The sequence below is a fragment of the Pseudarthrobacter raffinosi genome (assembly GCF_023913735.1).
In the GTDB taxonomy this organism is placed as follows: domain Bacteria; phylum Actinomycetota; class Actinomycetes; order Actinomycetales; family Micrococcaceae; genus Arthrobacter; species Arthrobacter raffinosi.
The window spans coordinates 39,214-64,753 of record NZ_JAMXBH010000025.1; the positions used below are offsets into that span (position 1 = coordinate 39,214).

The 25,540-nt window shown below is 65.2% G+C and carries 23 protein-coding genes and 1 pseudogene; 13 read left to right on the forward strand and 11 right to left on the reverse strand.

The genetic code is table 11. The features are described 5' to 3' along the window. Positions 1-7: 7 nt before the first annotated feature. Both NG698_RS19140 and rsrA read left to right on the forward strand, forming a co-directional pair. Positions 8-817 (forward strand): sigma-70 family RNA polymerase sigma factor, encoded by an 810-nt coding sequence (locus tag NG698_RS19140; RefSeq protein WP_252611691.1) that lies wholly within the window; start codon positions 8-10, stop codon positions 815-817. Then, the gene (rsrA, locus tag NG698_RS19145) at positions 814-1,074 is read left to right on the forward strand and encodes a mycothiol system anti-sigma-R factor (RefSeq protein WP_056343299.1); all 261 of its coding nucleotides are present in this window, start codon (positions 814-816) and stop codon (positions 1,072-1,074) included. The genes NG698_RS19140 and rsrA overlap by 4 nt, the downstream gene beginning before the upstream one ends. 196 nt (positions 1,075-1,270) lie before the next feature. On the opposite strand, the gene NG698_RS22000 is transcribed toward rsrA, so the two are convergent. The 5 genes from NG698_RS22000 to NG698_RS19165 form a co-directional block, all read right to left on the reverse strand. Then, positions 1,271-1,345, reverse strand: coding sequence for a 50S ribosomal protein bL37 (locus tag NG698_RS22000; RefSeq protein WP_104061284.1), 75 nt, complete (start codon positions 1,343-1,345; stop codon positions 1,271-1,273). A 141-nt stretch (positions 1,346-1,486) separates the two neighbouring features. After that, positions 1,487-2,098, reverse strand: a complete 612-nt coding sequence (locus tag NG698_RS19150) for a PadR family transcriptional regulator (RefSeq protein ID WP_104061139.1) — start codon at positions 2,096-2,098, stop codon at positions 1,487-1,489. Next, entirely contained in the window at positions 2,098-2,940 is an 843-nt protein-coding gene (locus tag NG698_RS19155) for a DUF4097 family beta strand repeat-containing protein (RefSeq protein ID WP_058931978.1), read from the reverse strand. The genes NG698_RS19150 and NG698_RS19155 overlap by 1 nt, the downstream gene beginning before the upstream one ends. A gap of 99 nt (positions 2,941-3,039) precedes the next feature. Then, on the reverse strand, positions 3,040-3,639 hold the full coding sequence (locus NG698_RS19160; protein WP_099093407.1) for a GDSL-type esterase/lipase family protein: 600 nt from the start codon (positions 3,637-3,639) through the stop codon (positions 3,040-3,042). Between the two features lie 121 nt (positions 3,640-3,760). Further along, positions 3,761-7,561: a multifunctional oxoglutarate decarboxylase/oxoglutarate dehydrogenase thiamine pyrophosphate-binding subunit/dihydrolipoyllysine-residue succinyltransferase subunit gene (locus NG698_RS19165; RefSeq protein ID WP_252611693.1), complete on the reverse strand. Its 3,801-nt coding sequence runs from the start codon at positions 7,559-7,561 to the stop codon at positions 3,761-3,763. A 500-nt stretch (positions 7,562-8,061) separates the two neighbouring features. Between NG698_RS19165 and NG698_RS19170 the strand changes: the two genes are divergently transcribed. From NG698_RS19170 to NG698_RS19190, 5 genes are all read left to right on the forward strand, one after another. Next, positions 8,062-9,396, forward strand: coding sequence for a hemolysin family protein (locus tag NG698_RS19170; RefSeq protein ID WP_252611695.1), 1,335 nt, complete (start codon positions 8,062-8,064; stop codon positions 9,394-9,396). Further along, positions 9,393-10,463 (forward strand): hemolysin family protein, encoded by a 1,071-nt coding sequence (locus NG698_RS19175; protein WP_252611697.1) that lies wholly within the window; start codon positions 9,393-9,395, stop codon positions 10,461-10,463. Before NG698_RS19170 ends, NG698_RS19175 begins: the two co-directional genes overlap by 4 nt. Positions 10,464-10,576: 113 nt before the next feature. After that, positions 10,577-11,575: a metal ABC transporter solute-binding protein, Zn/Mn family gene (locus NG698_RS19180; RefSeq protein WP_252611699.1), complete on the forward strand. Its 999-nt coding sequence runs from the start codon at positions 10,577-10,579 to the stop codon at positions 11,573-11,575. After that, positions 11,572-12,387 carry a metal ABC transporter ATP-binding protein gene (locus NG698_RS19185; RefSeq protein ID WP_252600110.1) on the forward strand — a complete coding sequence of 272 codons (816 nt, stop codon included), beginning with the start codon at positions 11,572-11,574 and terminating at the stop codon, positions 12,385-12,387. The genes NG698_RS19180 and NG698_RS19185 overlap by 4 nt, the downstream gene beginning before the upstream one ends. After that, positions 12,387-13,262 (forward strand): metal ABC transporter permease, encoded by an 876-nt coding sequence (locus NG698_RS19190; protein ID WP_058931985.1) that lies wholly within the window; start codon positions 12,387-12,389, stop codon positions 13,260-13,262. Before NG698_RS19185 ends, NG698_RS19190 begins: the two co-directional genes overlap by 1 nt. 44 nt (positions 13,263-13,306) lie before the next feature. Here NG698_RS19190 and NG698_RS19195 read toward each other — a convergent pair whose 3' ends face one another. Continuing rightward, complete coding sequence (locus tag NG698_RS19195; protein ID WP_252611701.1) at positions 13,307-13,789, reverse strand: Fur family transcriptional regulator; 483 nt, start codon at positions 13,787-13,789, stop codon at positions 13,307-13,309. Positions 13,790-13,899: 110 nt separating this feature from the next. On the opposite strand from NG698_RS19195, the gene NG698_RS19200 reads away from it, so the two are divergent. Then, positions 13,900-14,556 (forward strand): MBL fold metallo-hydrolase, encoded by a 657-nt coding sequence (locus NG698_RS19200; protein WP_252611704.1) that lies wholly within the window; start codon positions 13,900-13,902, stop codon positions 14,554-14,556. Between the two features lie 4 nt (positions 14,557-14,560). On the opposite strand, the gene NG698_RS19205 is transcribed toward NG698_RS19200, so the two are convergent. Then, entirely contained in the window at positions 14,561-15,637 is a 1,077-nt protein-coding gene (locus NG698_RS19205) for a PLP-dependent cysteine synthase family protein (protein ID WP_252611706.1), read from the reverse strand. A gap of 100 nt (positions 15,638-15,737) precedes the next feature. Here NG698_RS19205 and NG698_RS19210 point away from each other — a divergent pair, with 100 nt between their 5' ends. From NG698_RS19210 to NG698_RS19220, 3 genes are read left to right on the forward strand one after another with little or no spacing between them, the layout of a single operon-like run. Then, positions 15,738-16,625 (forward strand): sulfurtransferase, encoded by an 888-nt coding sequence (locus NG698_RS19210; RefSeq protein ID WP_252611708.1) that lies wholly within the window; start codon positions 15,738-15,740, stop codon positions 16,623-16,625. Then, positions 16,622-17,806 (forward strand): NAD(P)-dependent alcohol dehydrogenase, encoded by a 1,185-nt coding sequence (locus NG698_RS19215; RefSeq protein WP_256471263.1) that lies wholly within the window; start codon positions 16,622-16,624, stop codon positions 17,804-17,806. Before NG698_RS19210 ends, NG698_RS19215 begins: the two co-directional genes overlap by 4 nt. Beyond that, entirely contained in the window at positions 17,803-18,231 is a 429-nt protein-coding gene (locus NG698_RS19220; RefSeq protein WP_056343343.1) for an HIT family protein, read from the forward strand. The genes NG698_RS19215 and NG698_RS19220 overlap by 4 nt, the downstream gene beginning before the upstream one ends. A gap of 65 nt (positions 18,232-18,296) precedes the next feature. Here the strand turns inward: NG698_RS19220 and hrpA are convergent, their stop codons facing one another. Both hrpA and NG698_RS19230 read right to left on the reverse strand, forming a co-directional pair. Next, positions 18,297-22,250, reverse strand: a complete 3,954-nt coding sequence (gene hrpA / locus NG698_RS19225; protein ID WP_252611710.1) for an ATP-dependent RNA helicase HrpA — start codon at positions 22,248-22,250, stop codon at positions 18,297-18,299. 207 nt (positions 22,251-22,457) lie between these two features. Then, positions 22,458-22,625, reverse strand: coding sequence for a hypothetical protein (locus NG698_RS19230; RefSeq protein ID WP_252611712.1), 168 nt, complete (start codon positions 22,623-22,625; stop codon positions 22,458-22,460). 81 nt (positions 22,626-22,706) lie between these two features. Between NG698_RS19230 and NG698_RS19235 the strand changes: the two genes are divergently transcribed. Then, on the forward strand, positions 22,707-23,675 hold the full coding sequence (locus tag NG698_RS19235; protein ID WP_252600104.1) for a GlxA family transcriptional regulator: 969 nt from the start codon (positions 22,707-22,709) through the stop codon (positions 23,673-23,675). Positions 23,676-23,687: 12 nt separating this feature from the next. Here NG698_RS19235 and NG698_RS19240 read toward each other — a convergent pair whose 3' ends face one another. Continuing rightward, a complete protein-coding gene (locus NG698_RS19240) occupies positions 23,688-24,011 on the reverse strand; it encodes a protealysin inhibitor emfourin (RefSeq protein ID WP_252611714.1) in 324 nt (107 codons plus the stop codon). Positions 24,012-24,071: 60 nt separating this feature from the next. Next, positions 24,072-25,130: a M4 family metallopeptidase gene (locus NG698_RS19245; RefSeq protein ID WP_252611716.1), complete on the reverse strand. Its 1,059-nt coding sequence runs from the start codon at positions 25,128-25,130 to the stop codon at positions 24,072-24,074. A gap of 227 nt (positions 25,131-25,357) precedes the next feature. On the opposite strand from NG698_RS19245, the pseudogene NG698_RS19250 reads away from it, so the two are divergent. Then, a pseudogene (locus NG698_RS19250) lies at positions 25,358-25,540 on the forward strand (HNH endonuclease signature motif containing protein); the annotation flags it as partial.

Sequence of the window (25,540 nt, forward strand, 5' to 3'; positions counted from 1 at the left end):
GAACGCAATGAGCACCCTGGATCCGGCCCTCGAGGCCATGTATAAGGCCTCCGAACGCGAAGCCAAAACAAGCAGCGAGGCCAATGCCAGCAGCGACGCGCCGGCAGGGAGTGACTCGCAGCCTGCAGACGCGCAGCCTGCAGGGGATGTCCCTCTACCGGCTGAGCCTGCGCCCGCCGAGCAACCTGTGGATGTGGCCACCGAATCAGCGGAAGAACGACGGGTCCGTTTTGAGCGTGATGCCATGCAGTACGTGGATCAGCTCTACTCGGCCGCCATGCGGATGGCCAGGAACCCCGCGGATGCGGAAGACCTGGTCCAGGAGGCCTACACCAAGGCGTTCTCAGCGTTCCACCAGTACAAGCCCGGCACCAACCTCAAGGCCTGGCTGTACCGGATCCTGACCAACACGTACATCAACCTCTACCGCAAGCGGCAGCGCGAACCGCTGCAGTCGAACTCGGACACCATCGAGGACTGGCAGCTGGCCAGGGCCGAGTCGCACACGTCGCGCGGCCTGAGGTCGGCCGAAGCTGAGGCCCTGGACCACCTGCCTGACTCGGACGTCAAGCGGGCCCTCCAGGCAATCCCCGAGGAGTTCCGGCTGGCGGTTTACTTCGCCGACGTCGAGGGCTTCGCGTACAGGGAGATCTCGGACATCATGAACACGCCCATCGGGACTGTGATGTCACGGCTTCACCGCGGCAGGAAAATGTTGCGGGACATGCTGGCGGACTATGCCGCCGAACGAGGATTCAAAGGCGCCGTCGAATCACAGGACACGGCCGCGAACACACAACAGGAGAACAGGAAATGAGCGACTGCCAGGGATTGGGCGACTGCGATGACGCCCGGATGCAACGCATCTACGAATACCTCGACGGGGCATTGACCCGCGAGGACATCACGGAAATCAAGACCCACCTTGATGAGTGCCCTGAGTGCACGGAGGAGTATGACCTGGAGTGTGTGATCCGCACCATGGTGAAGCGCTCGTGCACCGAGGCCGCTCCGGAGAACCTGAAGAACGCCATCCTGGACCGGATCCACGCGATCCGCCCGGTGGACGCCTGACGCAAGCGATACCCGCCAGGAAGGACACGTGGCCGCGTGGACGCCTGACCGCGTGGACGCCTGACGGCGGGAATGCGTAACTGAGGGGATGCCCGCCAGCAGTACTGCAGGCGCAAAGAACAGCGCAAAGACGAAGGACCCCGGAAGCCGTGTGGCTTCCGGGGTCCTTCGCTTAAACCGTTTTCCAAGCTTTAGCTTAGGCGTTGGGGCGCTTCCCGTGGTTCGCGCCGCCACGCTTACGGTCACGACGTTTACGTGCACGCTTGCTCATAGCTGGCCTCCTTAAATGTTGGTACTCAAAAGAGCTGCCCTCAAGTCTCCCACACCATGGGACACGCCGCGAAACCGAAACGGGCTATGACCGGGGGCAACACTGATCCGGCGGCGCAGTCCGTCGGCTCAGCCGGGCAGCTCAGCCGGGCAGTGAGTTGCGGATGGAGATGCGCGCCTGGTCCAGCACGGTCCTGACAGTTTCCAGCGTGACGGCGCTGAGCGGCTGCCGGGTGGCCTGCAGCCGCAGTTCCACGCGCAGGTCGTCCCGGAACGCCTGCAGCAGCATCTCCGCTTCCTTCAGCTCCCGGAACCCTTCCGAAGACTGGCGGCCGGCTTTCCTGAAATCGGCGGCCCGCGCCGTGGAACGGGCTGCCTCTGCGGTGGCTGCCAGGTCTGCCCGCAACCCGCGCATGTTGGCGCGGATATCCGCCCGCAGGTTGTCCGCCAGACGGCGGACGGAAGCGGAAATGTCGTTCTCGACTCCGGCGAGTTCCTCCCGGCGCTTGTTGAGTTCGGCAAGCCCCGCCGCGGTGATGCGGTAGTTGGTGCGGCGGCCAACAGGCTCGGTGGCGACGAGCCCTTCTTCCTCCAGCTTCCCCAGCCGCGGATAGATGGTTCCCGCGCTGGGGGAGTAGGTGCCGCCGAACCGTTCGCTGAGGGCTTTGATCAGTTCATAGCCATGCTTAGGCCCTGATTCCAGCAGTGCGAGCAGGTACAGCCGGAGCGCACCGTGGGCGAACACCGGAGGCATCAGTGCCCCGCTTCCGGGCTACTTGCGTCGTCATTGCGGGCCGGCTGGCCATGGAAGATGGACGTTTTGCCGGACACCGAGTTGGTCCGGACCAGCATCAGCTTCCCGTCCGGTCCGGCAATGGTTTCCACCTTGCCGCCGGGCTGCGAGTACTGCTGGTCATCAATTACCACAACGCCGCTGGCAGACTTCGCCACGATGTCCACCCCGACGTCGTGCGGCAGCCTGATGGTGAGGTCGCCGGAGACTGAATTGGCACCGAAGTCGTGGGTAAAGCCGAGCAGGTCAAAACTCATGTCGCCGCTGACCGTGTGAGCCCGGATGTTGCTGAACCGGCCGGATGCGGTGACCTCGCCGGAGACACTCTTGGCGGTCAGGACGCCGTCGTGGTTTCGCGCGATGACCTCGCCGCTGACGGTGTTGACGTGAAGTTCCCCGGATGTGCCGTCTGCCATCACAGAACCCGAGACGGTATTGAGCCGCGTGCGCCCGCTGATTCCGGACACGAGGCCATCGCCGCTGACCGTGCCGGCCTCCACCTCGACGCCGGCCGGCAGGGCGATGCTGATCACCGCTGAGTTGTTGCTGTTGTGGTTGACCGTGCCCATCAGGTTCTTGAACCAGCCCTGGGGGCCGTGCAGCTGATGGCGGACCTCGAGCCGGCCGTCTGTCAGTGTCACCGACACGGGATCGCCCTGGACGTCGTTGATCTCCACACGGGCCACGGCGTCGGCGTGGGTGACGACGTCGAACCTGCCGCGGACCATGCCCAGCTTCAGCGACCGGACGTGGTCAACGTCGATGGTTTGCGGACCGGTGACGGTCCAGCTGTCCTCTGTCATGAATCCTCCAAAACCGCGATATATCGTGACTGATACCCCAAGATATAACGGACCGCTGGACCTGTCAAGATATATCGCGACTCGAAGGGTTGGCGAAGCCTACTCGGGGGCGTCCATGCCCAGCCACTGGAACCAGCCACGGTGGAGGACCAGCCAGGCCATCAGGCCATAGCCCGCCTGCCCGGGCGTGCCGGTGTTGGCCGCAAGGTCCTGGCGCCACTGTTCGTGGTTCAGCAGCGGGGAGAACGTGTCCACATAGAGGTGCTTGCGCCTGGTGGTGACGTCAGCGAAGGCTGTGTTCAGATCAGCGAGCCGGCGGTTCTGTACCGGGTCCAGCGTGGGCGGCGGGCCCACCACAAACACCTCGATCCGGTTCTGCGTGGCCGTATCCAGGATGTTGGCCAGGTTCAGGCGGCTCCGGGCGGTGGACAGGCCGAACTCGATGTCCCGGCCCGAGAGGCCAATCACCAGGCGGTTCTCGTGCTGGTCACCGAACCGCCGCCCGGCCTCCTCCTGCCAGCGGGCAGCCAGCCCCTCCGTTCCTTCCTGGGGACAGGGGAGGGCATACGCTTCCATGACCATGCCGTCCTGCGGAGTGCGGGCCAACACGCGGCCCAGCCAGCCGAGGGCCCTGGGATCGCCCAGCCCGGCCAGCAGTTCATCTCCAACAGCTGCGATCCGCAGCTTCCTGTCTTCCACAAGTCCCTCTTTACGTCCGTGCCGATTCAGGCCAATCGGCGTGGCTGTGATCCATCTTCATTAAACAGAACTGCCCGGCCGGAGTCTGGTATTTCGACGTCCGGCCGGGCAGCCACTGGGACTACTTCCGTGCAAATGCCTGCTTCAGCAGTGAATCCTGCTCAGCTGCGTGTCGCTTCATGGAGCCGGCCGCCGTGGAGGCCGATGCGGGACGCGACACCAGGCGGACGCGCCGGTCCAGCGCCTCCGGGAGGTTCAGGCCCATAAACGGCCACGGTCCCTGGTTGGCGGGCTCGTCCTGTGCCCAGACAACCTCCGCGTTCGGGTACTTGGCCAGTTCCGCTGCGATTTCTTCGTGCGGCAGCGGGTAGAGCTGCTCCACACGGACAATCGCGGTGGTCTTGTCACCGGTCTTCTGCCGGGTGGACAGGAGATCGTAGTACAGGCGGCCGGAGACCAGCAGTACGCGTTCGACGGCGTCTGCCGCCAGCGGCTCGTGGTCACCGATGACGGGGCGGAAGGAGCCCGTGGTGAAGTCCTCGACGGACGACGCGGCTGCCTTGAGGCGCAGCAGCTGCTTCGGCGTGAAGATGATCAGCGGCTTGCGCGGCCGGCTGTACGCCTGGCGGCGCAGCAGGTGGAAGTGTGATGCCGCCGTGGTGGGATTGGCGACGATCATGTTCTCTTCGGCGCACATCAGCAGGAAGCGTTCGATGCGTGCCGACGAGTGGTCCGGGCCCTGGCCTTCGTAGCCGTGCGGCAGCATCAGGACCAGGGAGGAGCGCTGGCCCCACTTCTGCTCGGCCGAGGAGATGAACTCATCGATGATGGTCTGCGCGCCGTTGACGAAGTCACCGAACTGCGCTTCCCACAGCACCAGGGCATCCGGGCGTTCCACCGAGTAGCCGTATTCGAAGCCCATGGCCGCGTATTCGGACAGCAGGGAGTCGTAGATCCACAGCTTCGCCTGGTCATCCGAGAGGTGGCCCAGGGGCAGCCACTCGCCGCCGTTGGCGCGGTCGTGGAACACTGCGTGGCGCTGCACAAACGTGCCGCGGCGCGAGTCCTGGCCGGCAAGCCGGACGGGAACGCCTTCCATGATCAGCGAACCGAAGGCCGCGATCTCGCCAAAGCCCCAGTCAATGCCGCCTTCGCGGGACATCTGCTCGCGCTTTTCGAGGAGCTGCTTGAGCTTGGCGTGGACGGTGAAGCCCTCGGGGATCTGGACGTGGGCCTTGCCGATGTGTGCCAGGGTCTCCGGAGAAATGGCAGTGGACGCCGGGGCGTTGGTGCCGGAGTCGGCCTGCTGGGCGATGGGACGCTCAATGTCGGAGACGGCGGCGGAGTCCGCGGTGATGATCGGGATGGGCGAGGTCTGGGCCGCGTGCGTTTCGGCGAAGACCCGTTCCAGCCGTTCCTGGTAGTCGCGGAGCAGCTGCTCGGCTTCTTCCTCGGTGATGTCGCCACGGCCGATGAGTGCCTCGGTGTACAGCTTGCGGACGGAGCGCTTGGCTTCGATCAGGTTGTACATCATGGGCTGGGTCATCGAGGGGTCGTCACCCTCGTTGTGGCCACGGCGGCGGTAGCACACCATGTCGATCACAACGTCCTTGTGGAACCGCTGACGGAACTCGTAGGCAAGCTGTGCGATGCGCACCACTGCCTCGGGATCGTCACCGTTTACGTGGAACACCGGTGCCTGGATCATCTTGGCGACGTCCGTGGAGTACGTGGATGAACGCGACGACGATGGAGCAGTGGTGAAGCCCACCTGGTTGTTGACCACCACGTGGATGGTGCCGCCGGTCCGGTAGCCGCGGAGCTGGGACAGGTTCAGTGTCTCGGCAACCACGCCCTGGCCTGCAAATGCAGCGTCGCCGTGGACCATCAGGGGCAGGACCGGGAAGGCCTCGCCCTGGTCCAGGCGGTCCTGCTTGGCGCGGACGATGCCTTCGAGCACCGAGTCGACAGCCTCGAGGTGGGACGGGTTGGCGGCGAGGTAGACCTTGGTCTCGTTGCCGTTTTCCGATGTGAACGTGCCTTCGGTACCGAGGTGGTACTTCACGTCGCCGGAGCCCTGCACGGAGCGGGGATCCTGGGTGCCTTCGAATTCGCGGAACACCTGGGCGTAGGTCTTGCCGGCGATGTTGGTCAGGACGTTCAGTCGGCCGCGGTGGGCCATGCCGATTGCAACCTCGTCCAGTCCGTCGTCGGCGGCATCGGAAATGATGGCGTCGAGCAGCGGAATCAGGGATTCGCCGCCTTCCAGGGAGAAGCGCTTCTGGCCGACGAACTTGGTCTGCAGGAAGGTTTCAAACGCTTCGGCCGCGTTGAGCCGGGACACAATGCGCAGCTGCTCTTCGCGGCTCGGCTTCGAGTAGGGGTGCTCCAGCTGGTCCTGGAACCACTTGCGTTCCTCCGGCTCCTGGATGTGCATGTACTCGATGCCGGTGGTGCGGCAGTAGGCATCACGGAGGACACCGAGGATGTCGCGGAACTTGAGCATGGGCGCGCCGCCGAAACCGCCGGTGGGCCACTCACGGTCCAGGTCCCACAGGGTCAGCCCATAGGTGAGGACGTCAAGGTCCGGGTGCTTGCGCTGGACGTACTCCAGGGGATCGGTGTCTGCCATCAAGTGGCCGCGCACACGGTAGGAGTGGATCAGCTGCTGGATCCGGGCAACCTTGTTGATCTGGTCTGCAGGGTCCACCTGCAGGTCCGGGCTCCAGCGAACGGGCTCGTACGGGATGCGGAGGGACTCGAAGATTTCGTCGTAGAAGTTCTGGGCACCGAGCAGCAGCTGGTGCACAAGCTTCAGGAACTCGCCGCTGCCGGCTCCCTGGATGACGCGGTGGTCATAGGTGGATGTCAGCGTGAGGACCTTGCTGATGGCGTTCTGCGCAATGATCTTTTCGCTGGCGCCCTGGAACTCGGCCGGGTAGTCCAGCGCGCCGACGCCGATGATGGCAGCCTGCCCCTTGGACAGGCGCGGCACGGAGTGAACGGTGCCGATGCCGCCGGGGTTGGTCAGCGACACCGTGGTGCCGGAGTGGTCATCAGCGGTCAGCTTGCCGGCGCGGGCACGCTTGATCAGGTCTTCATAGGTGTGCCAGAACTCGGAGAAGTTGAGGGTCTCCGCCTTCTTGATGTTGGGCACCATAAGCAGGCGGGTGCCGTCCGGCTTGGGCATGTCAATGGCGATGCCGAAGTTGACATGGGCCGGCTGGATAGCACTGGGCTTGCCGTCGATTTCGTCGTAGTAGACGTTCATCGAGGGGAACTGGGCGAGTGCCCGGATCACGGCGTAGCCGATGAGGTGCGTGAAGGAAACCTTGCCGCCGCGTGCACGGGCCAGGTTGGAGTTGATGACCACGCGGTTATCGATCAACAGCTTGGCTGGAATAGCCCGGACGCTGGTGGCCGTGGGGACCTCAAGGCTGGTGACCATGTTGGTGGCGATGGCCTTGGCCGGGCCACGAAGAACGGAGACCACGTCCTCTTCCGGAGCCGTGGGTGCCTTGACGTTCTTGGGAAGCTGGGCGGGAATCGGCTGGGCGCCGGTTCCGGGCTCGGTCTTCTTCGCGCCATCGCGGGCGACCGTAGCGGGAGCTTTCTTTGCCGCCGCGGGGGCGGTGGCTGGCGCTGCGGGCTGTGCGGCCGGCGACGTTGCCGGTGCAGCAGTTGCAGAAGCCGGAGGTGCCGGCGGTACAGCCGGCATTTCGCGGGTTGCTGGGTGGGCCACGGCTACCGCCGTGCTTCCGTTGGAAGAAGAACCGCTGCCTGAATCGAAGGACTCGAAAAGGGGCCACCATTTGGTATCCACCGTGTTCTTGTCTTTCTGATACTGCTCGTACAGTTCGTCAACGAGCCACTCGTTTCCGCCAAATTCCTCTGGTAGACGGTGGCTAGGCTGCTCTGGCACTTGAAATACGCCTCTTCCATGAGTTTGATTTCTCTCTGGCCGCCACGGTGCCGCAGCACAACATTCGAACCAGTCTCTGCGTCCTGAACCCGGACCGTTGCCAGTCTAATGAGCATTCTGTGTTAACTGCCAATAACGGTGACCCAAATCATGGCAATGACGCGGAGATCGCGGATTGTGGCGTCCGGAAACCGTCCCGGCGCGGGTGCGCCGTGACCTCAGTGCGGCCATCCGAAAGGCGCAATCTGCTCCTGTAGACTGAAATTCTTATGGACAGTAAATCTAGGTGCCGGCCTGGGGGCTGTCAGCGGAGCACGACATACAGCACCGCGCAGTCCACCCGCAGAGCCGGCAAACCCCGAACACGCGCCCATCATTCTCCGTCAGCCCACCCCGGCGGAGCCCCTATGGAAACAGCGTCGGCTTCGGCCGATCATCCTCCGCCGGTCCGTTTCCCCCGGCTTCACACAAATTCTCCCGACTTTCGGGCGGGATGCTGAATGGAGTGGTTGCTCCTAGCGGCAGGCCTCCTGCTCATCGCCGGCACCGGCTTTTTCGTCGCCGTCGAATTTTCCCTGATTGCCCTTGACCAGGCCACGGTCCAACGTGCCATCGATAACGGTGACACGGGTGCCGTCCCACTGCTCAAGTGCCTGAAATCCCTCTCAACCCAGCTTTCCAGCTGTCAGCTCGGCATCACCCTGACCACCCTTCTGACCGGTTACGTGATGGAACCGTCTGTAGGACGCCTCCTCGAGGGCCCGTTGGCTGCCGTCGGTATTCCCGAAGTGGCGGCGGCATCCGTTTCCCTGGTCATCGCCATGGCGCTGGCCACGCTGCTGTCCATGCTGCTTGGCGAACTCGTGCCCAAGAACATGGCCATTGCGCTGTCCTTCCAAGTGGGCAAGGCGCTGGCGCGGCCGCAGCTGGTCTTTACGGCCATCTTCAAGCCCGCCATCGTGGTGCTCAACGGCTTTTCCAACAAGGTACTGAACGTCTTTGGCCTGGAGGCCAAGGAAGAGATTTCCGGTGCCCGGACGCCGGCCGAGCTCGCCTCCCTGGTGCGGCGCTCCGCCGCCATGGGAACGCTCGACGCCGGGACGGCCAACTTTGTGGCCCGCACCCTGAACTTCTCGGCCCGGACGGCCGCCGATGTTATGACGCCCCGGATCCGGATGGAAACCATCGACGCAGACCAGCCTGTCTCGGACATCCTGGACGCCGCCCGTCGCACCGGGTACTCCCGTTTCCCCGTCATCGGGGAGTCCTCCGACGACATCAAGGGCCTGGTCCACGTCAAGAAGGCCGTTGCCGTGCCGTGGGACCGGCGGGCCAACCTGGAGGCCGGAGCCATCATGACCGATGTGCTCCGCGTGCCGGAGACCATCCACCTCGATGCCCTCCTGGCCGAGCTGCGCGAGGGAAACCTCCAGCTCGCGATTGTCCTGGATGAATACGGCGGAACCGCAGGCATCGCCACCCTTGAGGACCTGGTGGAGGAAATCGTCGGTGAGGTGTCCGACGAGCACGACAAGGTACGCCCTGGACTGCTCCAGAGCGCCTCCGGGGACTGGTACTTCCCCGGGTTGCTGCGCCCCGACGAGCTTTCCGAACAGATCCCGGGGCTGACCGTTCCGGACGAAGCCGCCTACGAAACCGTGGGCGGGTACGTCATGAGTGAACTGGGCCGGATCGCCGCAGTGGGGGACACCGTCGACGTAGGCGGAGGCACGCTGAGCGTGACCAGGATGGACGGCCGAAGGATCGAGCGGATCTCCTTCCATCCGGCGGCGCCTGAAGCGGAGCCTGCTCCGGAAGACGGGAGTGAACGATGAGTGACTGGGCCGGAATTGCCTGGCTGGTTGTCCTCCTGCTGGGTAACGCGTTTTTTGTCGGCGCCGAGTTCGCCGTGATGTCGGCCAGGCGCAGCCAGATCGAACCCCTCGCCGAGGCCGGTTCCAAGCGGGCACAGACCACGTTGCGCGCCATGGAGAACGTCTCATTGATGCTGGCCTGTGCGCAGTTGGGCATCACTGTGTGCTCGCTGCTGATCCTGCAGGTGGCCGAACCGGCCATCCACCACCTGATGGCGGCTCCCCTGGAAGCTGTCGGGCTGCCGGTGGAAGTTGCCGACGTCGCAGCGTTCGCGATTGCCCTGATGGTGGTGACCTTCCTCCACGTGACGTTCGGCGAGATGGTGCCGAAGAACATCTCGGTATCGGTGGCGGACAAGGCTGCCTTGCTGCTGGCGCCGCCGCTGATGTTTGTTGCGAAGCTGGTCAACCCGGCCATCGTCGCGCTGAACTGGTCCGCCAACCACATCCTCAAGCTGCTGCGGATTGAGCCCAAGGATGAGGTGAACTCGTCCTTTACCCTCGAAGAAGTCCAGTCGATCGTGCAGGAATCCACCCGTCACGGGCTGGTGGATGATGACGCGGGCCTGATCACCGGCGCCCTGGAATTTTCCGAATACGCGGCGTCGGACATCATGGTTCCGCTGGACGACCTGGTCACGCTGAAGGCGGCCACCACTCCGGTGGAGTTTGAAAAAGCCGTCAGCAGGACCGGGTTTTCAAGGTTCCCCATGCTGGACGATGACGGCATGCTGTCCGGCTACCTCCACGTGAAGGATGTGCTGTCCATTCCCGAGTCGGACTACCAGCACCCCATCGCCGAGAGCAGGATCCGTTCGCTGGCCAACCTCGCGCTGGACGACGAAGTTGAAACGGCCATGTCCGTCATGCAGCGCACGGGCTCACACCTGGCCCGCGTGATCGGCACGGACGGGCAGACCAACGGCGTCCTCTTCCTGGAAGACGTGATCGAGCAGTTGGTGGGAGAGATCCGGGACGCCACACAGGCCACCGGCATCAGGAGGCTGGGCGAGCCGAACGGTGACTGAGCGCGCCCGTCCGCTAGGGACCGGCCCGGCTATCCTAAATAGGAATCATTCACATTTAGGGGTAAGCTTTTTCGAGACACAAAAGTCCATCCCTGTACCGAACTGAGGTTTCCGTGCGCCACCCCGCCGCCATCCGAACGTCCCTCGCAGCCCTCGCCGGCGTGAGCCTGCTGCTCACCGCCTGCGGCTCCGGAGGCGGTGCACCGTCGGCGACGTCCGGCACGGAGTCACCCGCCGGCGTCGTCGAGGTGGTGGCGTCCACCAACGTGTACGGCGACATCGCCGCGATCATCGGCGGGGACAACGTCAACGTCACCTCCATCATCACCAAGACCAGCCAGGACCCGCATTCGTACGAGGCCACCGCGCAGGACCGGCTGCTGGTGTCCAAAGCGGAACTGGTGGTCGAGAACGGCGGCGGCTACGACGCCTTCCTCCACAAGATGGCCGACGACAGTAACATCCCGCACAGCAATATCGTTACGGCCGTCGAAGTGGCTGGCCTGGCTCCGGAGGAAGGCCACACCGATTCGCCGTCGGCGGCGAGCGAGTCAGCTGACGGCCACCACCACGAGCACGGTGAGTTCAACGAGCACGCCTGGTACAGCCTGGATGCCATGGGTAAGCTCGCTGATTCACTGGCGGCAAAACTGGGTGAACTCGAACCGGGATCAGCCGCCCTGTTCACGTCCAATGCCGCAACCTTCAAAGCCGGGGTGGACGGCCTGGCCGTCAAGCTCGCCGCGCTGAAGGCCAACGGAACAGGCGCAGCCGTGGCCGTGACCGAACCTGTCCCGCTGTACCTGCTCGAGGCAGCAGGGCTGGAGAACAGGACTCCGGCCGACTACACCGCCGCGATCGAGGAAGGCTCGGACGTTCCGCCAGCCGTGCTGAAGGCCGCCACGGAGCTGGCGGGATCCAAGGACATCAGGTTCCTGGCCTACAACGCGCAGACAGAGGGACCACAGACGCAGGCGCTAAAAAAGGCAGCCGAATCAGCCGGCGTTCCCGTCATTGACTTCAGCGAAACCCTGCCCGAAGGCAAGACGTACCTGCAGTGGATGACGGACAATGTTGACAACGTCAGCAAAGTTTTGGAGAAAAATAGTTGAAACCGGTGGTCAGCCTCCGCGGGGCGTCCCTGCAGTTCGGCAAACGCTTGCTCTGGGAGGATCTCGACCTGGATATCAGGCCCGGTGAGTTCTTCGCCGTCCTGGGTCCGAATGGCAGCGGAAAGACCAGTTTCCTCAAGGTTCTCCTGGGCCTTCAGGAACTGCAGTCCGGCCGGGCCACTTTGGGCGACCGTCCCGTGGAGCGGGGCAGCAAACTGATCGGCTACATTCCGCAGCAGAAATCCTTTGCTCCGGACACCCCCATGCGTGCCCGGGACCTGGTGGGGCTCGGTGTGGATGGCCACCGCTGGGGGCTGCGGCTGGGCAGGTCCGGGGCAAACCGCAGGATCGATGAGCTTCTGGAACTGGTGGGCGCCAGTGACTACGCCAAAGTCCCGGTGGGCCAGCTCTCCGGCGGCGAGCAGCAGCGCCTCCGGGTGGCCCAGGCGCTGGCCACGGACCCCAAGGTCCTCCTCTGCGACGAACCGTTGCTGTCCCTGGACCTGCACCACCAGCAGGCCGTCAGCGCGCTGATCAACAAGCAGTGCCACGCCCAGAACAGCGCGGTGGTTTTTGTCACCCACGAAATCAACCCCATCATCGATTACGTTGACCGGGTGCTGTATCTGGCCGGAGGGCGGTTCCGGGTGGGGACCCCGGAAGAGGTCATGACCACTGAGGTCCTGTCTGAGCTCTATGGCAGCCATGTGGAGGTCATCCACGCGAACGGGCGCATCGTCGTCGTCGGCCTGCCCGACGCGACCACGCACCACCATGCCGATGTCCACGCAACGGCGGGGAAGGTGGCCTGATGGATGCGGACAGCATCATCGGAGCGATCTTCAGCTTCGAGAACTACGGTGAGCTGCTGGTGCTGGTCCAGAACTCGATCTGGGCCGGGGCCGTGTTGGGCCTGCTCGGCGGGCTGGTGGGCACTTTCGTGATGAAACGGGACCTGGCCTTCGCCGTCCACGGCATCTCCGAGCTCTCTTTCGCCGGGGCAGCGTTTGCGCTCCTGATCGGCTCGGACATCGTGTTCGGCTCGCTGATCGGCTCGGTGGCGGCGGCGCTGCTCCTGGGCCTGATGGGGGTCCGGGCACGGGACAAAAACTCCATCATCGGGGTGATCATGCCGTTCGGACTGGGGCTCGGCATCCTGTTCCTGTCGCTCTACGAAGGCCGTGCCGCCAACAAATTCGGCCTGCTCACGGGGCAGATCGTCTCCGTGGACACCGTCCAGCTCCAGGTCCTCGCCGGCGCCGCCGTGCTGGTCATTGCGGCCCTGGCAGCCATCTGGCGCCCGCTGAACTTTGCAAGCGTTGATCCCGAACTGGCAGAGGCCCGCGGGGTGCCCGTGCGGACGCTCGCGCTGATCTTTATGGTGCTGCTGGGAGTCAGCGTAGCGCTGTCCATCCAAGTGGTGGGTGCACTCCTGGTGCTCGCATTGCTGATCACCCCGGCAGCCGCGGCGCTCCGCGTGACGTCCGCTCCCGTGGCCGTGGTGGCGCTCAGCGTTGTTTTCGCCGTCACGGCCACTGTGGGCGGAATCCTGCTGGCCCTGGGCGGGCGGATCCCCATCAGCCCCTATGTCACCACGCTGTCATTCCTGATCTACGTGGTGTGCCGCATCGTCGGCAGTGTCCGGGCCAAGAAGGGCATCAACGGCCGGCTGGTGCACGCCCGCTGATGCGGGCATACGCCGGATGCTTCAGGTTGTGGCGGCGCAGGCCGTCAGAGCTTGCCGGCGGCCCTGAGGGCTGTGCAGTCCGGGCACAGGCCGAAGATCTCCACGGTGTGCGCCACCTCTGTGTAGCCGTGTTCGGTGGCGATCCGGGCGGCCCAGGTTTCCACCGCCGGGGCCTCGACTTCCACGGCCTTCCCGCAGTTGCGGCACAGCAGGTGATGGTGGTGCCCGGTCACGGCACAGCGCCGGTAAACGGCTTCGCCCTCGCCGTTGCGCAGCACGTCCACGAGGCCCTCGTCGGCGAGGGACTGCAGGATCCGGTACGCCGTTGCCAAGGAAACTGAGACGCCCTTGTTCTGCAGGATGCGGTAGAGCTCCTGCGTGCTGACGAAGTCATCCAGCTCGTCCAGGGCAGCGCTGACGGCCACACGCTGCTTGGTGACGCGCTGCTCCTTGCCGGGCACACTAACGGTGCCTGCGCCGGATGCAGCGGTCGACGGCGTGGCGTCAGCTTTGGTGCCGAACGGCATGAAGGTACTCGCTTCCCTGAGGGACGGTGGCAATCATCAAGATTACCAGCCGGGGCTGAACAGCCGGACGCCCCTTGGACAGGCTTGGGGCCGGACCCTAGGCTGGCGCTATGAAGCTGACAAAATACACCCATGCGTGCGTCCGGCTTGAGAAGGACGGCGGGGTGCTGGTGCTGGATCCGGGAACATTCTCCGAGACCGCCGAAGCCCTGGCCGGGGCGCAGGCCGTGCTGATCACGCACGAGCACGCCGACCATGTGGATGTGCCGGCCATGATCAACGCACTGCGCCGCTCTGACGTCCTGGCGGTCTTCGCGCCGGCCGGAGTGGCCGCCCATCTGCGGGAGGAGGCGCCGCAGGCCGCAGTGCGGATCCACACGGTTGAACCCGGTTCCAGTTTTGACGCGGCCGGCTTCAACGTGCGCAGCTTCGGCGGACAGCACGCACTGATCCACCCGCAGGTTCCCATCGTGGCCAACATCGGCTACCTGGTGGACGGCAACGTCTACCACCCGGGGGACTCTTTCATCATCCCGGACGGCCTCAGCGTGCAGACGCTGCTGGTTCCGCTCCACGCGCCGTGGAGCAAGGTCAGCGAGGTGGTGGATTTTGTCATTGCCGTCCGGGCCCCGCGTGCGTTCCAGATCCACGACGGGCTGCTCAACGAAACGGGCCTGAAGGTCGCAGAATCCCATGTTGCCCGGCTGGGCCGGAAATACGGCACCGAGTACACCCGCCTTGCCCCGCGGGAATCAGTGGAGGTCTGACCGGCTACGCGTTCCAGACGCCGGTCTCGAAAAACCGGCGGATGACTTCCTCATACGGCTCGGGGTCCAGGCCCTGCCCTGAAAGCCACGCGGGATTGTAGTAGTTGCCCGCATAGCGGTCGCCGCCGTCGCACATCAACGACACAATGCTGCCGCGCTGTCCCTCGGCCACCATTTCCGCCATAAGCTGCCAGACACCCCACAGGTTGGTGCCCGTGGACGGTCCGGCATGCAGGTCGGCGACCGTGCGCAGGTGCCGCATGGCTGCGACGGAGGCGGCGTCGGGGACCTGGATCATGTGGTCGATGACGGCGGGCACAAAGCTCGGTTCCATCCGCGGCCGGCCGATCCCTTCGATCCGTGACGGCAGTCCGGTGCTGGCCTCACCCGCACCGCTCAGCCAGCCGGGGTAGAACGCGGAATTCTCCGGGTCTACCACCGCAAGGCGCGTGTCGTGGCCGCGGTAGCGCAGGTAGCGGCCAATGGTCGCACTCGTGCCCCCGGTCCCCGCACCCACCACGATCCAGCGGGGGACGGGATGTTCCTCCAGCGCCAGCTGCCCGAAGATGGACTCCGCGATGTTGTTGTTGCCACGCCAGTCTGTGGCCCGCTCCGCGTAGGTGAACTGGTCCATGTAGTGGCCGTTGGATGTGGCAGCGACGTCCGCCGCCGCATAAACCTCTGAGGCGTGGTCAACCAACAGGCACGTGCCGCCGAACTGTTCGATCAGCGCGATCTTCTCCGGGCTCGTCGTGCGGGTCATGACTGCTACGAACGGCAGGCCCAGGAGCTGCGCGAAATATGCCTCCGAAACAGCGGTGCTGCCGCTGGACGCCTCCACGATAGTGGTACCTTCGCGAATCCAGCCGTTGACCAGGCCGAAGAGGAACAGCGACCGGGCCAGCCGGTGCTTGAGGCTCCCCGAACGGTGCGTGGATTCGTCCTTGAGGTAAAGCTGGATGCCCCAGTGCTGCGGGAGCGGTACCGAGTAGAGATGGGTATCGGCGGACCGGTTTTTTTCTGCATTGACTTTTCTGATGGCCTCGTCAGCCCAGGCCCGGTCCGCGCTCGCGTTCTTCACCGGACCAGCCTACCGTCGGCCCTCCGTGCAAGGCGCTCTGCCGCAGCTAGAGTTGGATCAGCGACTGCACACCTCACAAGCACAATTGCCAAGGAGCACGATGGGTCCACTGATGGCTGTCCCGGCTTTGGCGGCGCGTTTCGACGCCGGACAGCGGACCGTGGTGCTGGACGTCCGCTGGGCGCTGGGCGACCCGCACGGCCGCGAACACTACCTTGGGGGCCACCTCCCGGGGGCAGTTTTTGTGGACCTGGCCACCGAGTTGGCGACGCCGGCCACGCCCGCCCGCGGCAGGCACCCGCTGCCCACCCACGCGGAATTCCAGGAAACTGCCAGGCGCTGGGGGATCAACAACGGCGACGTTGTGGTGGCCTATGACAACAGCGGCAATATGGCTGCCGCCCGCCTTTGGTGGATGCTCCGCAACGCCGGGTTCCAGGCCGTGTACCTGCTCGACGGCGGCCTGGCCGCGTGGCGGGACGCCGGACTGCCGCTGGACACCGGACCCGTGGACGCCGCCGTCGGGCGTGTTTCCTTTGATGTTTCCCCTGCCGGAGGCAGGATGCCCAGCATTGACGCGGCCGGAGCGGCGGACTGGCCGGCAACGGGCGTCCTCCTGGACGCCCGGGCGGGCGAAAGGTACCGGGGCGAATTTGAACCCGTTGACCCCCGCGCCGGCCACATTCCGGGCGCCCGGAGCGCACCCACAACGGAGAACGTGGACGGGGCCGGGCATTTCCTGCCCGCGGACCTGCTGCGGCGCCGATTCGAGGACCTCGGCGTCCGCGACGACGTCCCGGTGGCCGTGTACTGCGGCTCGGGCGTGACCGCCGCCCATGAGGTGGCCGCCCTTGAAATCGCAGGATTCCGGGCCGCCCTCTATCCGGGATCCTTCTCGGAATGGTCCAACAATCCCGCGCTGCCGGTGGCGACGGGCGGCCGGCCGAGTGGCCATGCGGCGGCCCGCGGGGGTAGCGTCGAAGCATGACCCCAGGACGCCCCGTACCGCCGCCCCTTGCCCGCCCCGTATTGCCGAACGACGATGCTGTTGCTGCTCATCCTGCTACGCACCTGGACACCGTTCCGGGCACCGGCGTGCTGGCAGCAGCCTATGGCGCGGTTTCCGCCGACAGCGGCCTGGCACCCCTGACGCTGGCCCGGCGTGCCCCCAAAGCAGATGACGTCGAAATTGCCATCGAATTCTGCGGCCTGTGCCACTCGGACGTGCACGCCACGCGAGGCGAATGGGGCAGCCAGAAATATCCGCTGGTCCCTGGCCACGAGATCGTCGGAACTGTTAGCCGCGTCGGCGAGGCCGTGACTGACTTCACCCCGGGGGACCGTGTGGGCGTCGGATGCATGGTTGATTCCTGCCGTGAATGCGAGAGCTGCCTGGACGGTCTGGAACAGTACTGCGAAAACGGGCTGATCGGGACCTACGGCGCCAAGGATCCGCGCAACGGCGATGCCATCACCCAGGGCGGTTACTCGTCCGCCGTGGTGGTGGACCGGCGCTACGTGGTCCGAGTGCCCGGCAACCTGGACCCGGCCGCCGTCGCCCCCTTGCTCTGCGCCGGTGTCACCACGTTCTCTCCCTTGCGGCACTTCGACGTGGAGGAAGGCGACGTGGTGGGCGTGGTGGGGCTCGGTGGGCTCGGACACATGGCCGTGAAGCTGGCCAAGGCCATGGGGGCGCGGGTGGTGGTATTCACCACCTCCGAAGGCAAGGTGCCGGCCGCACTGGAACTCGGAGCGGACGACGTGATCCTGTCCCGGGACAAGGACGCCATGGCCGCCGCGGACCGCACCGTCGACCTCATCATCGACACCGTGGCCGCTCCGCACGACCTGAACCCGTTTTTCCGCACGCTGCGCGTGGACGGCGCCCTGTTCCAGCTGGGCCTGCCCTCCGACGCCATGCCGCCGGTGAATCCGGGGGCCCTGATCCGGCGGCGGATCGCGTACGCTGGCTCGCTGATCGGCGGCATCGCCGAAACTCAGGAGATGCTCGACTTCTGCGCCGACCATGGAGTGGTGGCGGATATCGAACTGGTGCGCGCAGACCAGCTGAATGAGGCCTACGACCGCATGGTGGCAGGCGACGTCAAATACCGGTTTGTGCTGGACACCAGCACCCTGCAGGCTCCGGCCGCGAAGGCAGACGTATGAGCACTCTGTTCACGAAAATCATCAATGGCGAGATCCCCGGACGCTTCGTCTGGCGGGAGGCTGACGTTGCGGCCTTCCTGACCACGGGTCCCCTGGCCGACGGGCACACCCTGGTGGTCCCCACCGAGGAGGTGGACCGCTGGACGGATGCGTCCCCGGAAACCCTCGCCAAGGTGATGGAAGTGGCCCGCCGGATCGGTGCGGTGCAGCTGGACGTCTTCCCCGCCGAGCGGGCGGGGCTGATTGTGGCCGGGTACGAGATCAACCACCTGCACGTCCACGTGTGGCCGTCCAGGACCATGGCTGATTTCGATTTCGCCTCTGCCGACCAGAACCCGGATCCCGCGGTGCTGGACGCGAACGCCGAAAAGCTGCGCGCCGGGCTTCGGGCCGCCGGCTACGCGGAATTCGTTCCCGCCAGCTGAGCCTGACGCTCGCGCCGGTTTGGCCCGTCCAGGTCTTTGCCCGCGCCAGCCGTGGGCCGGCAGGCCTAGGCCGGCGCGAGCGCCTTGTTAAGGACAGCCCTGATCCGTTTTTCGGAGACGGAATACGCCGTTCCGAGTTCGACGGCGAAAAGGCTCACCCGCAGCTCTTCGATCATCCAGCGGACCTGGGTCAGTTCGGCACCCACCCGACGCCCGGGCAGCAGCGCCGACACGGCGTCGTCGTAATCGTCTTCCAGCCGCTGGACCGCGGCCATGCTCAGGCCATCCCGCTGGACGTTGCCGGGGAGCTTTTCGAGGCGTTTCTCGATGGCGGCAAGGTAGCGGGGGAGCTGGCTCAGCTGCTTATAGCCGGTGCGGGCCACGAATCCCGGGAACACGAGCTGCTCGAGCTGGCTCCTGACATCGTTCAGGGCACTGATCAGTGCCAAACTGGTGGTGCCCTTCAGCATTTTCTCAATCCGCCGGGTGCTGGCCAGGACGCGCTCCACCACGGCCGTCACACTGAAGACGGTATCGATCAGTTCCGCCCGGACCTGTTCGTAAAGGGCGTCGAAGGACCCCCGGTCCCACGGGAGTTCCGCCGGGGTCAGTTTGTCCACGGCAGCCAGGGCACAATCGGCAATGAGGGCTGACACCGAACCGTGCGGATTCTGGCTGAACGTCAGTTTTTCGGTGTTGTTGAGGTGCTCCAGGACGTAACGGTCCGGTGCCGGTACCCTGAGGGCGAGGAGCCGGATCACACCGCCGCGCATGGCCTCGAGCTGCTCCGACGAGGTCTGGAAGACGCGCAGCGCCACGGATGTTCCTTCATCCACCAACGCTGGATAGCCGGTGACCATGTGGCCGTTGACGGTGTTGCTGACCTGCCGCTGGACCGTGCCGAAGGCCCACTCGGTCAGGCCGGTCTGTTCCTGGAAGCCTGTGCCGCTGCCGGCTGCATTTCCGCCAGTAGATGACGCGGGTACTGTTCCGCCGGCCTTTCCGGGTGTCTTCGAATTTCCAAGAGACTGCGGCGCGGTGGTTCCGGGCGTCGCCCCCAAGGATTCCGCGATGGCGCGGCGGGTTGCCGGGGCCAGCCGCTCCTGAAGGACCGCGAGGTCCTTGCCCTCATCCAGCACCTTGCCCCGCGTATCGACAACCTTGAAGCTCACCCGCAGATGGGACGGCACAGCGTCCCAGTTCCAGGAATCTGGCGGGATGACGTGGCCGCGGATCCGGCGCAAGGCCAGTTCCAGTGAAGCTTCCAGCTCATCGTGCGCCGGATCGAAGTCCGAATCCAGGGCAGCAACGGCCTGCCGGGCCACATCCGGAGCGGGGACGAAGTTCTTGCGGACCTGCTTGGGGAGTGACTTGATCAGGGCAGCCACAAGCTCCGCGCGCTGGCCCGGGATCAGCCAGCGGAAGGCGGCATCATCGAGCTGGTTAAGGAAAAGCACCGGGACTTCGGCTGTGACGCCGTCGGACGGGTTGGGTGGTGACCCGGGCGCCACCGGGTGGAACTCGTAGCTGAGCGGGAGCTCGAAGCCCTTGTGCAATAGCGTCTTCGGATAAGCGGCTTCGTCCAGGCCATCGGCGTCGTTGTTGAGCAGCAATGACTTGTCGTAGTCGAGGAGGTCCGGATTCTGCTGCCGGGCCTCCTTCCACCATTTGTCGAAGTGCCGTTCGGATACAACGTCGGGGCCGATCCTGGCGTCGTAGAACTCAAACAGCGTTTCGTCGTCCACCAGCAGGTCGCGGCGGCGCATCCTGGCCTCGAGCTCCTCGACTTCCAGAAGCAGGGCGCGGTTGCGGTGGAAGAACTTGTGGTGCGTTTTCCAATCGCCTTCCACCAGGGCGTGCCGGATGAACAGCTCGCGGGCCAGCACAGGATCCACTCGGCTGTAGTTGACCCGGCGCTGCGGGATGATGGGCACGCCGTACAAGGTGACCTTCTCGTACGCCATGACCGCGCCCATTTTGGTGGACCAGTGCGGCTCGCTGTAGCTGCGCTTAACGAGGTCCGGCGCCACCTGTTCTGCCCAGACGGGATCGAACTTGGCTGCGACCCTGGCCCAGAGGCGGCTCGTCTCCACGAGTTCGGCAGCCATCACAAACGTGGGGGACTTCTTGAAGAGCGACGAACCGGGGAAGATTGCGAACCGGCTGCCGCGGGCACCGGCGTATTCGCGCTTGCGCTCGTCCAGGATGCCGATGTGGCTGAGGAGGCCCGACAGCAGGCTCATGTGGATGCCCTCGTGGTTGCCCGCAGGATCGGCAAGGCGCTTGTTGTCCAGACTGATCCCGAGCGGGCGGGCCATCTGGCGGAGCTGGGCGAAGAGATCCTGCCACTCCCTGACCCGAAGGTAGTTGATGAACTCGGTCCGGCACAGGCGGCGGAACTGGGTGGACGAGAGTTCCTGCTGTTTCTCCTGCAGGTAGTTCCACAGGTTCAGGAAGCCGGTGAAGTCCGAGTTTTCATCGCGGAAGCGGGCATGCTTCTCGGCGGCGAGCTGCTGCTTGTCCGTGGGACGCTCACGCGGGTCCTGGATGGTCAGCGCCGCGGCCAGGATCATTACCTCGCGGACGCAGCCGCGCTTGCCGGCCTCCACGATCATCCTGCCGAGGCGGGGATCCACCGGCAGCTGGGCAAGCTGCTGTCCGACGGCGGTGAGTCCGCCGCTCTTGGCGTCACCTGGCCGGACGGCATTCAGGGCGCCGAGCTCGCGCAGGAGCGTAACGCCGTCGTTGATTGCCCGCGAGTCCGGCGGCTCGACGAACGGGAAGTTCTCCACGTCCTTGGGCCCGCGGGCAACGCCCATGGCGGTCATCTGCAGGATGACGGCCGCCAGGTTGGTGCGCAGGATTTCCGGATCCGTGAACAGCGGCCGGGACCCGAAGTCCTCTTCCGAATAGAGCCGGATGGCGATGCCGTCCGACACACGGCCGCACCGGCCGGAGCGCTGGTTCGCCGAAGCCTGCGACACGCGCTCGATGGGCAGCCGCTGGACCTTGGTGCGGTGCGAGTAGCGGGAGATGCGGGCCGTGCCGGTGTCGATGACGTACTTGATGCCCGGGACCGTCAGGGACGTCTCGGCCACGTTGGTGGCCAGCACAATCCGGCGGTTTTTGCCGGGGTGGAACACCTTGTGCTGTTCCTGCAGGCTCAGGCGGGCGAACAGCGGGAGCACCTCGGTGCCGGCCAGGCGCCGGTTGGACTGGATCCTGGCGTTGAGTGCCTCTGCTGCGTCGCGGATTTCGCGCTCGCCGGAGAAAAAGACCAGGATGTCGCCGGGGGCCTCGGTGGCGAGTTCGTCAACGGCGTCGCAGACGGCGTCGAGCGGATCGCGGTCCTCTTCGAGTTCGTCATCGGAGGCGTCTGCATCTTCGCGATCGGCGGGTCCGCCGGCCGGCTGGGACAGCGGCCTGTACCGGATCTCCACCGGGAACGTGCGCCCGGACACCTCGATGATGGGGGAGGGCTCGTCGTCGGACCCGAAGTGTTTCGCGAACCGCTCCGGATCGATCGTGGCCGAGGTGATGATGATTTTCAGGTCCGGCCGCTGCGGCAGGATGCGCTTGAGGTAGCCCAGGATGAAGTCGATGTTGAGGCTGCGCTCGTGCGCTTCGTCAATGATGATGGCGTTGTATTTGCGCAGCAGCTTGTCCCGCTGGATCTCGGCGAGCAGGATGCCGTCGGTCATGAGCTTGACCTTGGTGGCGCGGCTGACTTCGCCCGTGAACCGCACCTGGAAGCCGACTTCCTGGCCGATCTCCACACCGAGTTCCTCGGCGATGCGCTCAGCGACGGTGCGGGCTGCGAGCCGCCGCGGCTGGGTGTGCCCGATCAGGCCGTTGTCGCCCAGGCCCAGCTCGAGGCACATTTTGGGGATCTGGGTGGTCTTGCCGGAGCCGGTCTCGCCGGCGATGATGGTCACCTGGTTCGCTGCAATGGCAGCCTTCAGGTCCTCGCGGCGCTCGGAAACGGGCAGCTCAGCAGGGTAGGAGATATGAAATGTCATGGCTGCAGCCAGTCTACTGGGGCGGCGCCTGTTTCCCACGCTTGCTGCTGGCAACCCCGACGCCGGCCCGGCCGTTGATCCCACCTTCCCCGCCCTCCCGGACGCCACTCAATCAGAACATGAGGAAGGGACCCGGCTCACATGAGCCGGGTCCCTTCGTGTTAGTACGGATGGGTTAACAATGGCGGGTTGAGGCATGCCTTCTGGTTAGAAAATGCGCAGGGTGTAGTTAACGCTGGGCAGGTCCAGGGCGGACCAAGGCTTGTCGGAGGTGATGGGCGGGGTGTGGCCGCGGCCATCACGCAGGAGCGCTGAGACGGTGGCGGCGAGAACAACGAGGAGCAGGACCACTAGGGCGATTCCGAAGATTTCCATGACTCAATGCTGCTCCCGTGGGCTGTGAAGAAACAGTGGCAGAAATGCCCAAAAAGCTCGAATTTCTGCCATAATGGAAGCATGCTCAAATCAGTGGCAGTCATCGTAGTTCCCAACTTCTCTGTCTTCGAGTTCGCCACCGCCTGCGAGGTTTTTGGTATCGACAGATCAGGACGCGGCAGCAACGTTCCGGCGTTCGACTTCCGGGTCTGCGCACCCGAACCTGGTAACGTCCGGATGAAATCGGGACTCTCCTTGAATGTTTCGCTGGGATTGGAGGCAACGGCGGACGCGGACCTCGTGATCATGACCCCCTTCGGACGCGACGACGACGTTCCGGAATCCGTGCTGGAGGCATTGCGCGCCGCGCACGCCCGTGGAGCCTGGGTGATGTCCATCTGTTCCGGAGCCTTTGCCCTGGCCCGCGCCGGTCTGCTGAACGGGCGGCGTTGCACCACGCACTGGCACTATTCCCATGAACTCGCAAACCGGTACCCGGAAGTGCAAGTCGATGAAAACGTGCTCTATGTGCAGGACGGCAACCTGATCACCAGCGCCGGAACAGCGGCAGGAATTGATGCCTGCCTTCATCTGGTGCGCGTTGAGTTGGGCGCCAATGTGGCTGCCGCCATTGCGCGGGACATGGTGGTGCCGCCGCACCGCGACGGTGGCCAGGCTCAGTTCATCGACCGGCCCGTGCCAGCCTGTGGATCGGCGCCGATGGAAGAGTTGTTGCGCTGGATGGTGCAGAACCTGGAGCAGGAGCACACCGTCGTTGAGCTGGCGTCCCGCGTCCACATGTCAGCCAGGACCTTCGCCCGCCGCTTCCGGTCCGAAACGGGGGCCACCCCTGCTGCCTGGCTGAACTCGCAGCGTGTCCTCCGGGCGCAGGTGCTGTTGGAATCCACTGACCTGAACATCGACGAGGTTGCCCGGGAATCCGGCTTTGGCCACCCCGTCCTCCTTCGGCATCACTTCGCCAAGGTGCTGGACACCAGCCCGCAGTCCTACCGCCGGGCCTTCCGGGGGCAACTGGTAACAGCAGGCTGACTGGAGACGCAGCTAAGCCTGCACAGGACCCCGCCGGTCGGGGCTGTCCCCGGCTGCCGCCCGGGTGGTGTCCACCAGCACACGCCATGGTCCGGTGACAGCCTGCTCCGGCAGCGCCGCCCGCCGCTGGCCGGCCCGGATCGAATAGATAAATCGGTCGGGCTGGTTGTCCTGCACCTCCGCGGCTGCGGCCCGGACGGTCTTGGGCACCGCGTCCCAAGGGCATGCTTCCACAATGGGTTGCCACTGGCTTTTGGCGCTCGCGGTCTGGGCGTGCACTGTCCATACGCGGGTCAGGGCTGCGATGCCGCCGCTGCGCTCCACACTGATCTTCATGGCCTGGGTCCTGGGCTTTCCTGCAGCCTGGCCGCCGGCTCGCGGCGGGCAGGCGTTCAACTAAAGCTTGACCTTCACAGTTTCCCACGCCTGCCGCAGGGCGTCATGCTCCGGCGAATCGGTGCCGAACAGGTCGACGGCAGATGCCGCCGTCGCCCTAGCGAAGACGCGGAAGGTGGCGGTGGCAGGCAGCGAGCCGCCCGTCAGTGTGTCGTACCAGATCCGTCCCGGCGCCTCCCAGGCGTTGCCGCCCAGGGTCTCCGCCGTGAGGTAGAAGGCCCTGTTGGGGATCCCGGAGTTGATGTGGACGCCGCCGTTGTCCGCGCTGGTCCGCACGTACGAGTCCATCGAATCCGGCTGGGGGTCCTTACCCAGCACGTCGTCGTCGTACGCTGTGCCCGGGGCCTTCAAGGATCGGAGAGCCGATCCCTCAACCTGGGGCGTGAAGAGCCCTTCGCCGATCAGCCAGCTGGCGTCGGTCACGGACTGGCTGTTCAGGTACTGCTCCACGAGCGCGCCGAAAACGTCGGACATGGATTCGTTGATGGCACCGGCCTGGTTGCGGTAAGCCAACCCCGCCGAGTACTGCGTGACGCCGTGCGTGAGTTCGTGCCCGATGACGCTGAGCGACCGCGTAAAACGGTCGAAGACTTCGCCGTCGCCGTCGCCGAAGACCATCTGCCGGCCGTCCCAGAAAGCATTGTCGTAGAGCTTGCCAAAGTGCACCGTGGCATCGAGCGGCAGGCCTTCCCCGTCGATGGAGTTACGGCCGAAGACGTCGGCAAACAGGCGATGCGTGTGCCCAAGGCCGTCGTACGCCTCATCAGCGGACTGATCGCCGGAGGCCGGTTCGCCTTCCTTGCGCATGAGCTTTCCGGGCAGGTTCTCCGAACCGCCGGCATCGTAGACGCTCCTGTTGGGCGGGCCCGGGCGGACGTCCCGCAGTGCCGGGGGAGCGGCAGGCGCCGGCTGGGTACGGGCTGATTGGACGTACCGGACGTGGCTTAGCGCTTCCTTGGCAGCCCGTGCGGCGGCTGAAAACCTCGGCTCGTCCAGGCGGGCCAACCGCCGCAGCAAGTAAGGCGGAACGATCGAACAGAATGTGGCTGGAATGTGCATGGTCTACCCCCTCGCGTTCGTTGAATCAGCCTACGAGGGGGCGCCGACAATCCGACGAAGGCGCACTCAATCCAGCGCGAACGGACACTTGGGGCCCCGTGCGCGAGGGGACAGCTGTGGCCCTGAACTCCGCGGCGGCTGGAGGCACGGATCGTTGTTTCGCGGAGTTGTGCACATAGCCGTTTAGGCTGGCCGTTATTGTCAGACCCTCGCGGGATCATTTGAGTATGGATACCAGAGCAGCTGTGGTGACGGCGGAGGCACTTGCGGTGTCTTTCGCTGAGCTGGCTGTTGTGATCAGTGAAGGTGCCGAAGCCTCCGGTCCCTGGGAGGCTGATCCGTTGCGCCGGGTGGTGGGTGGTTTCCTGGACGGGCTGGCCGAGATCTCGCGGTTGGACGCGAAAAGTGCC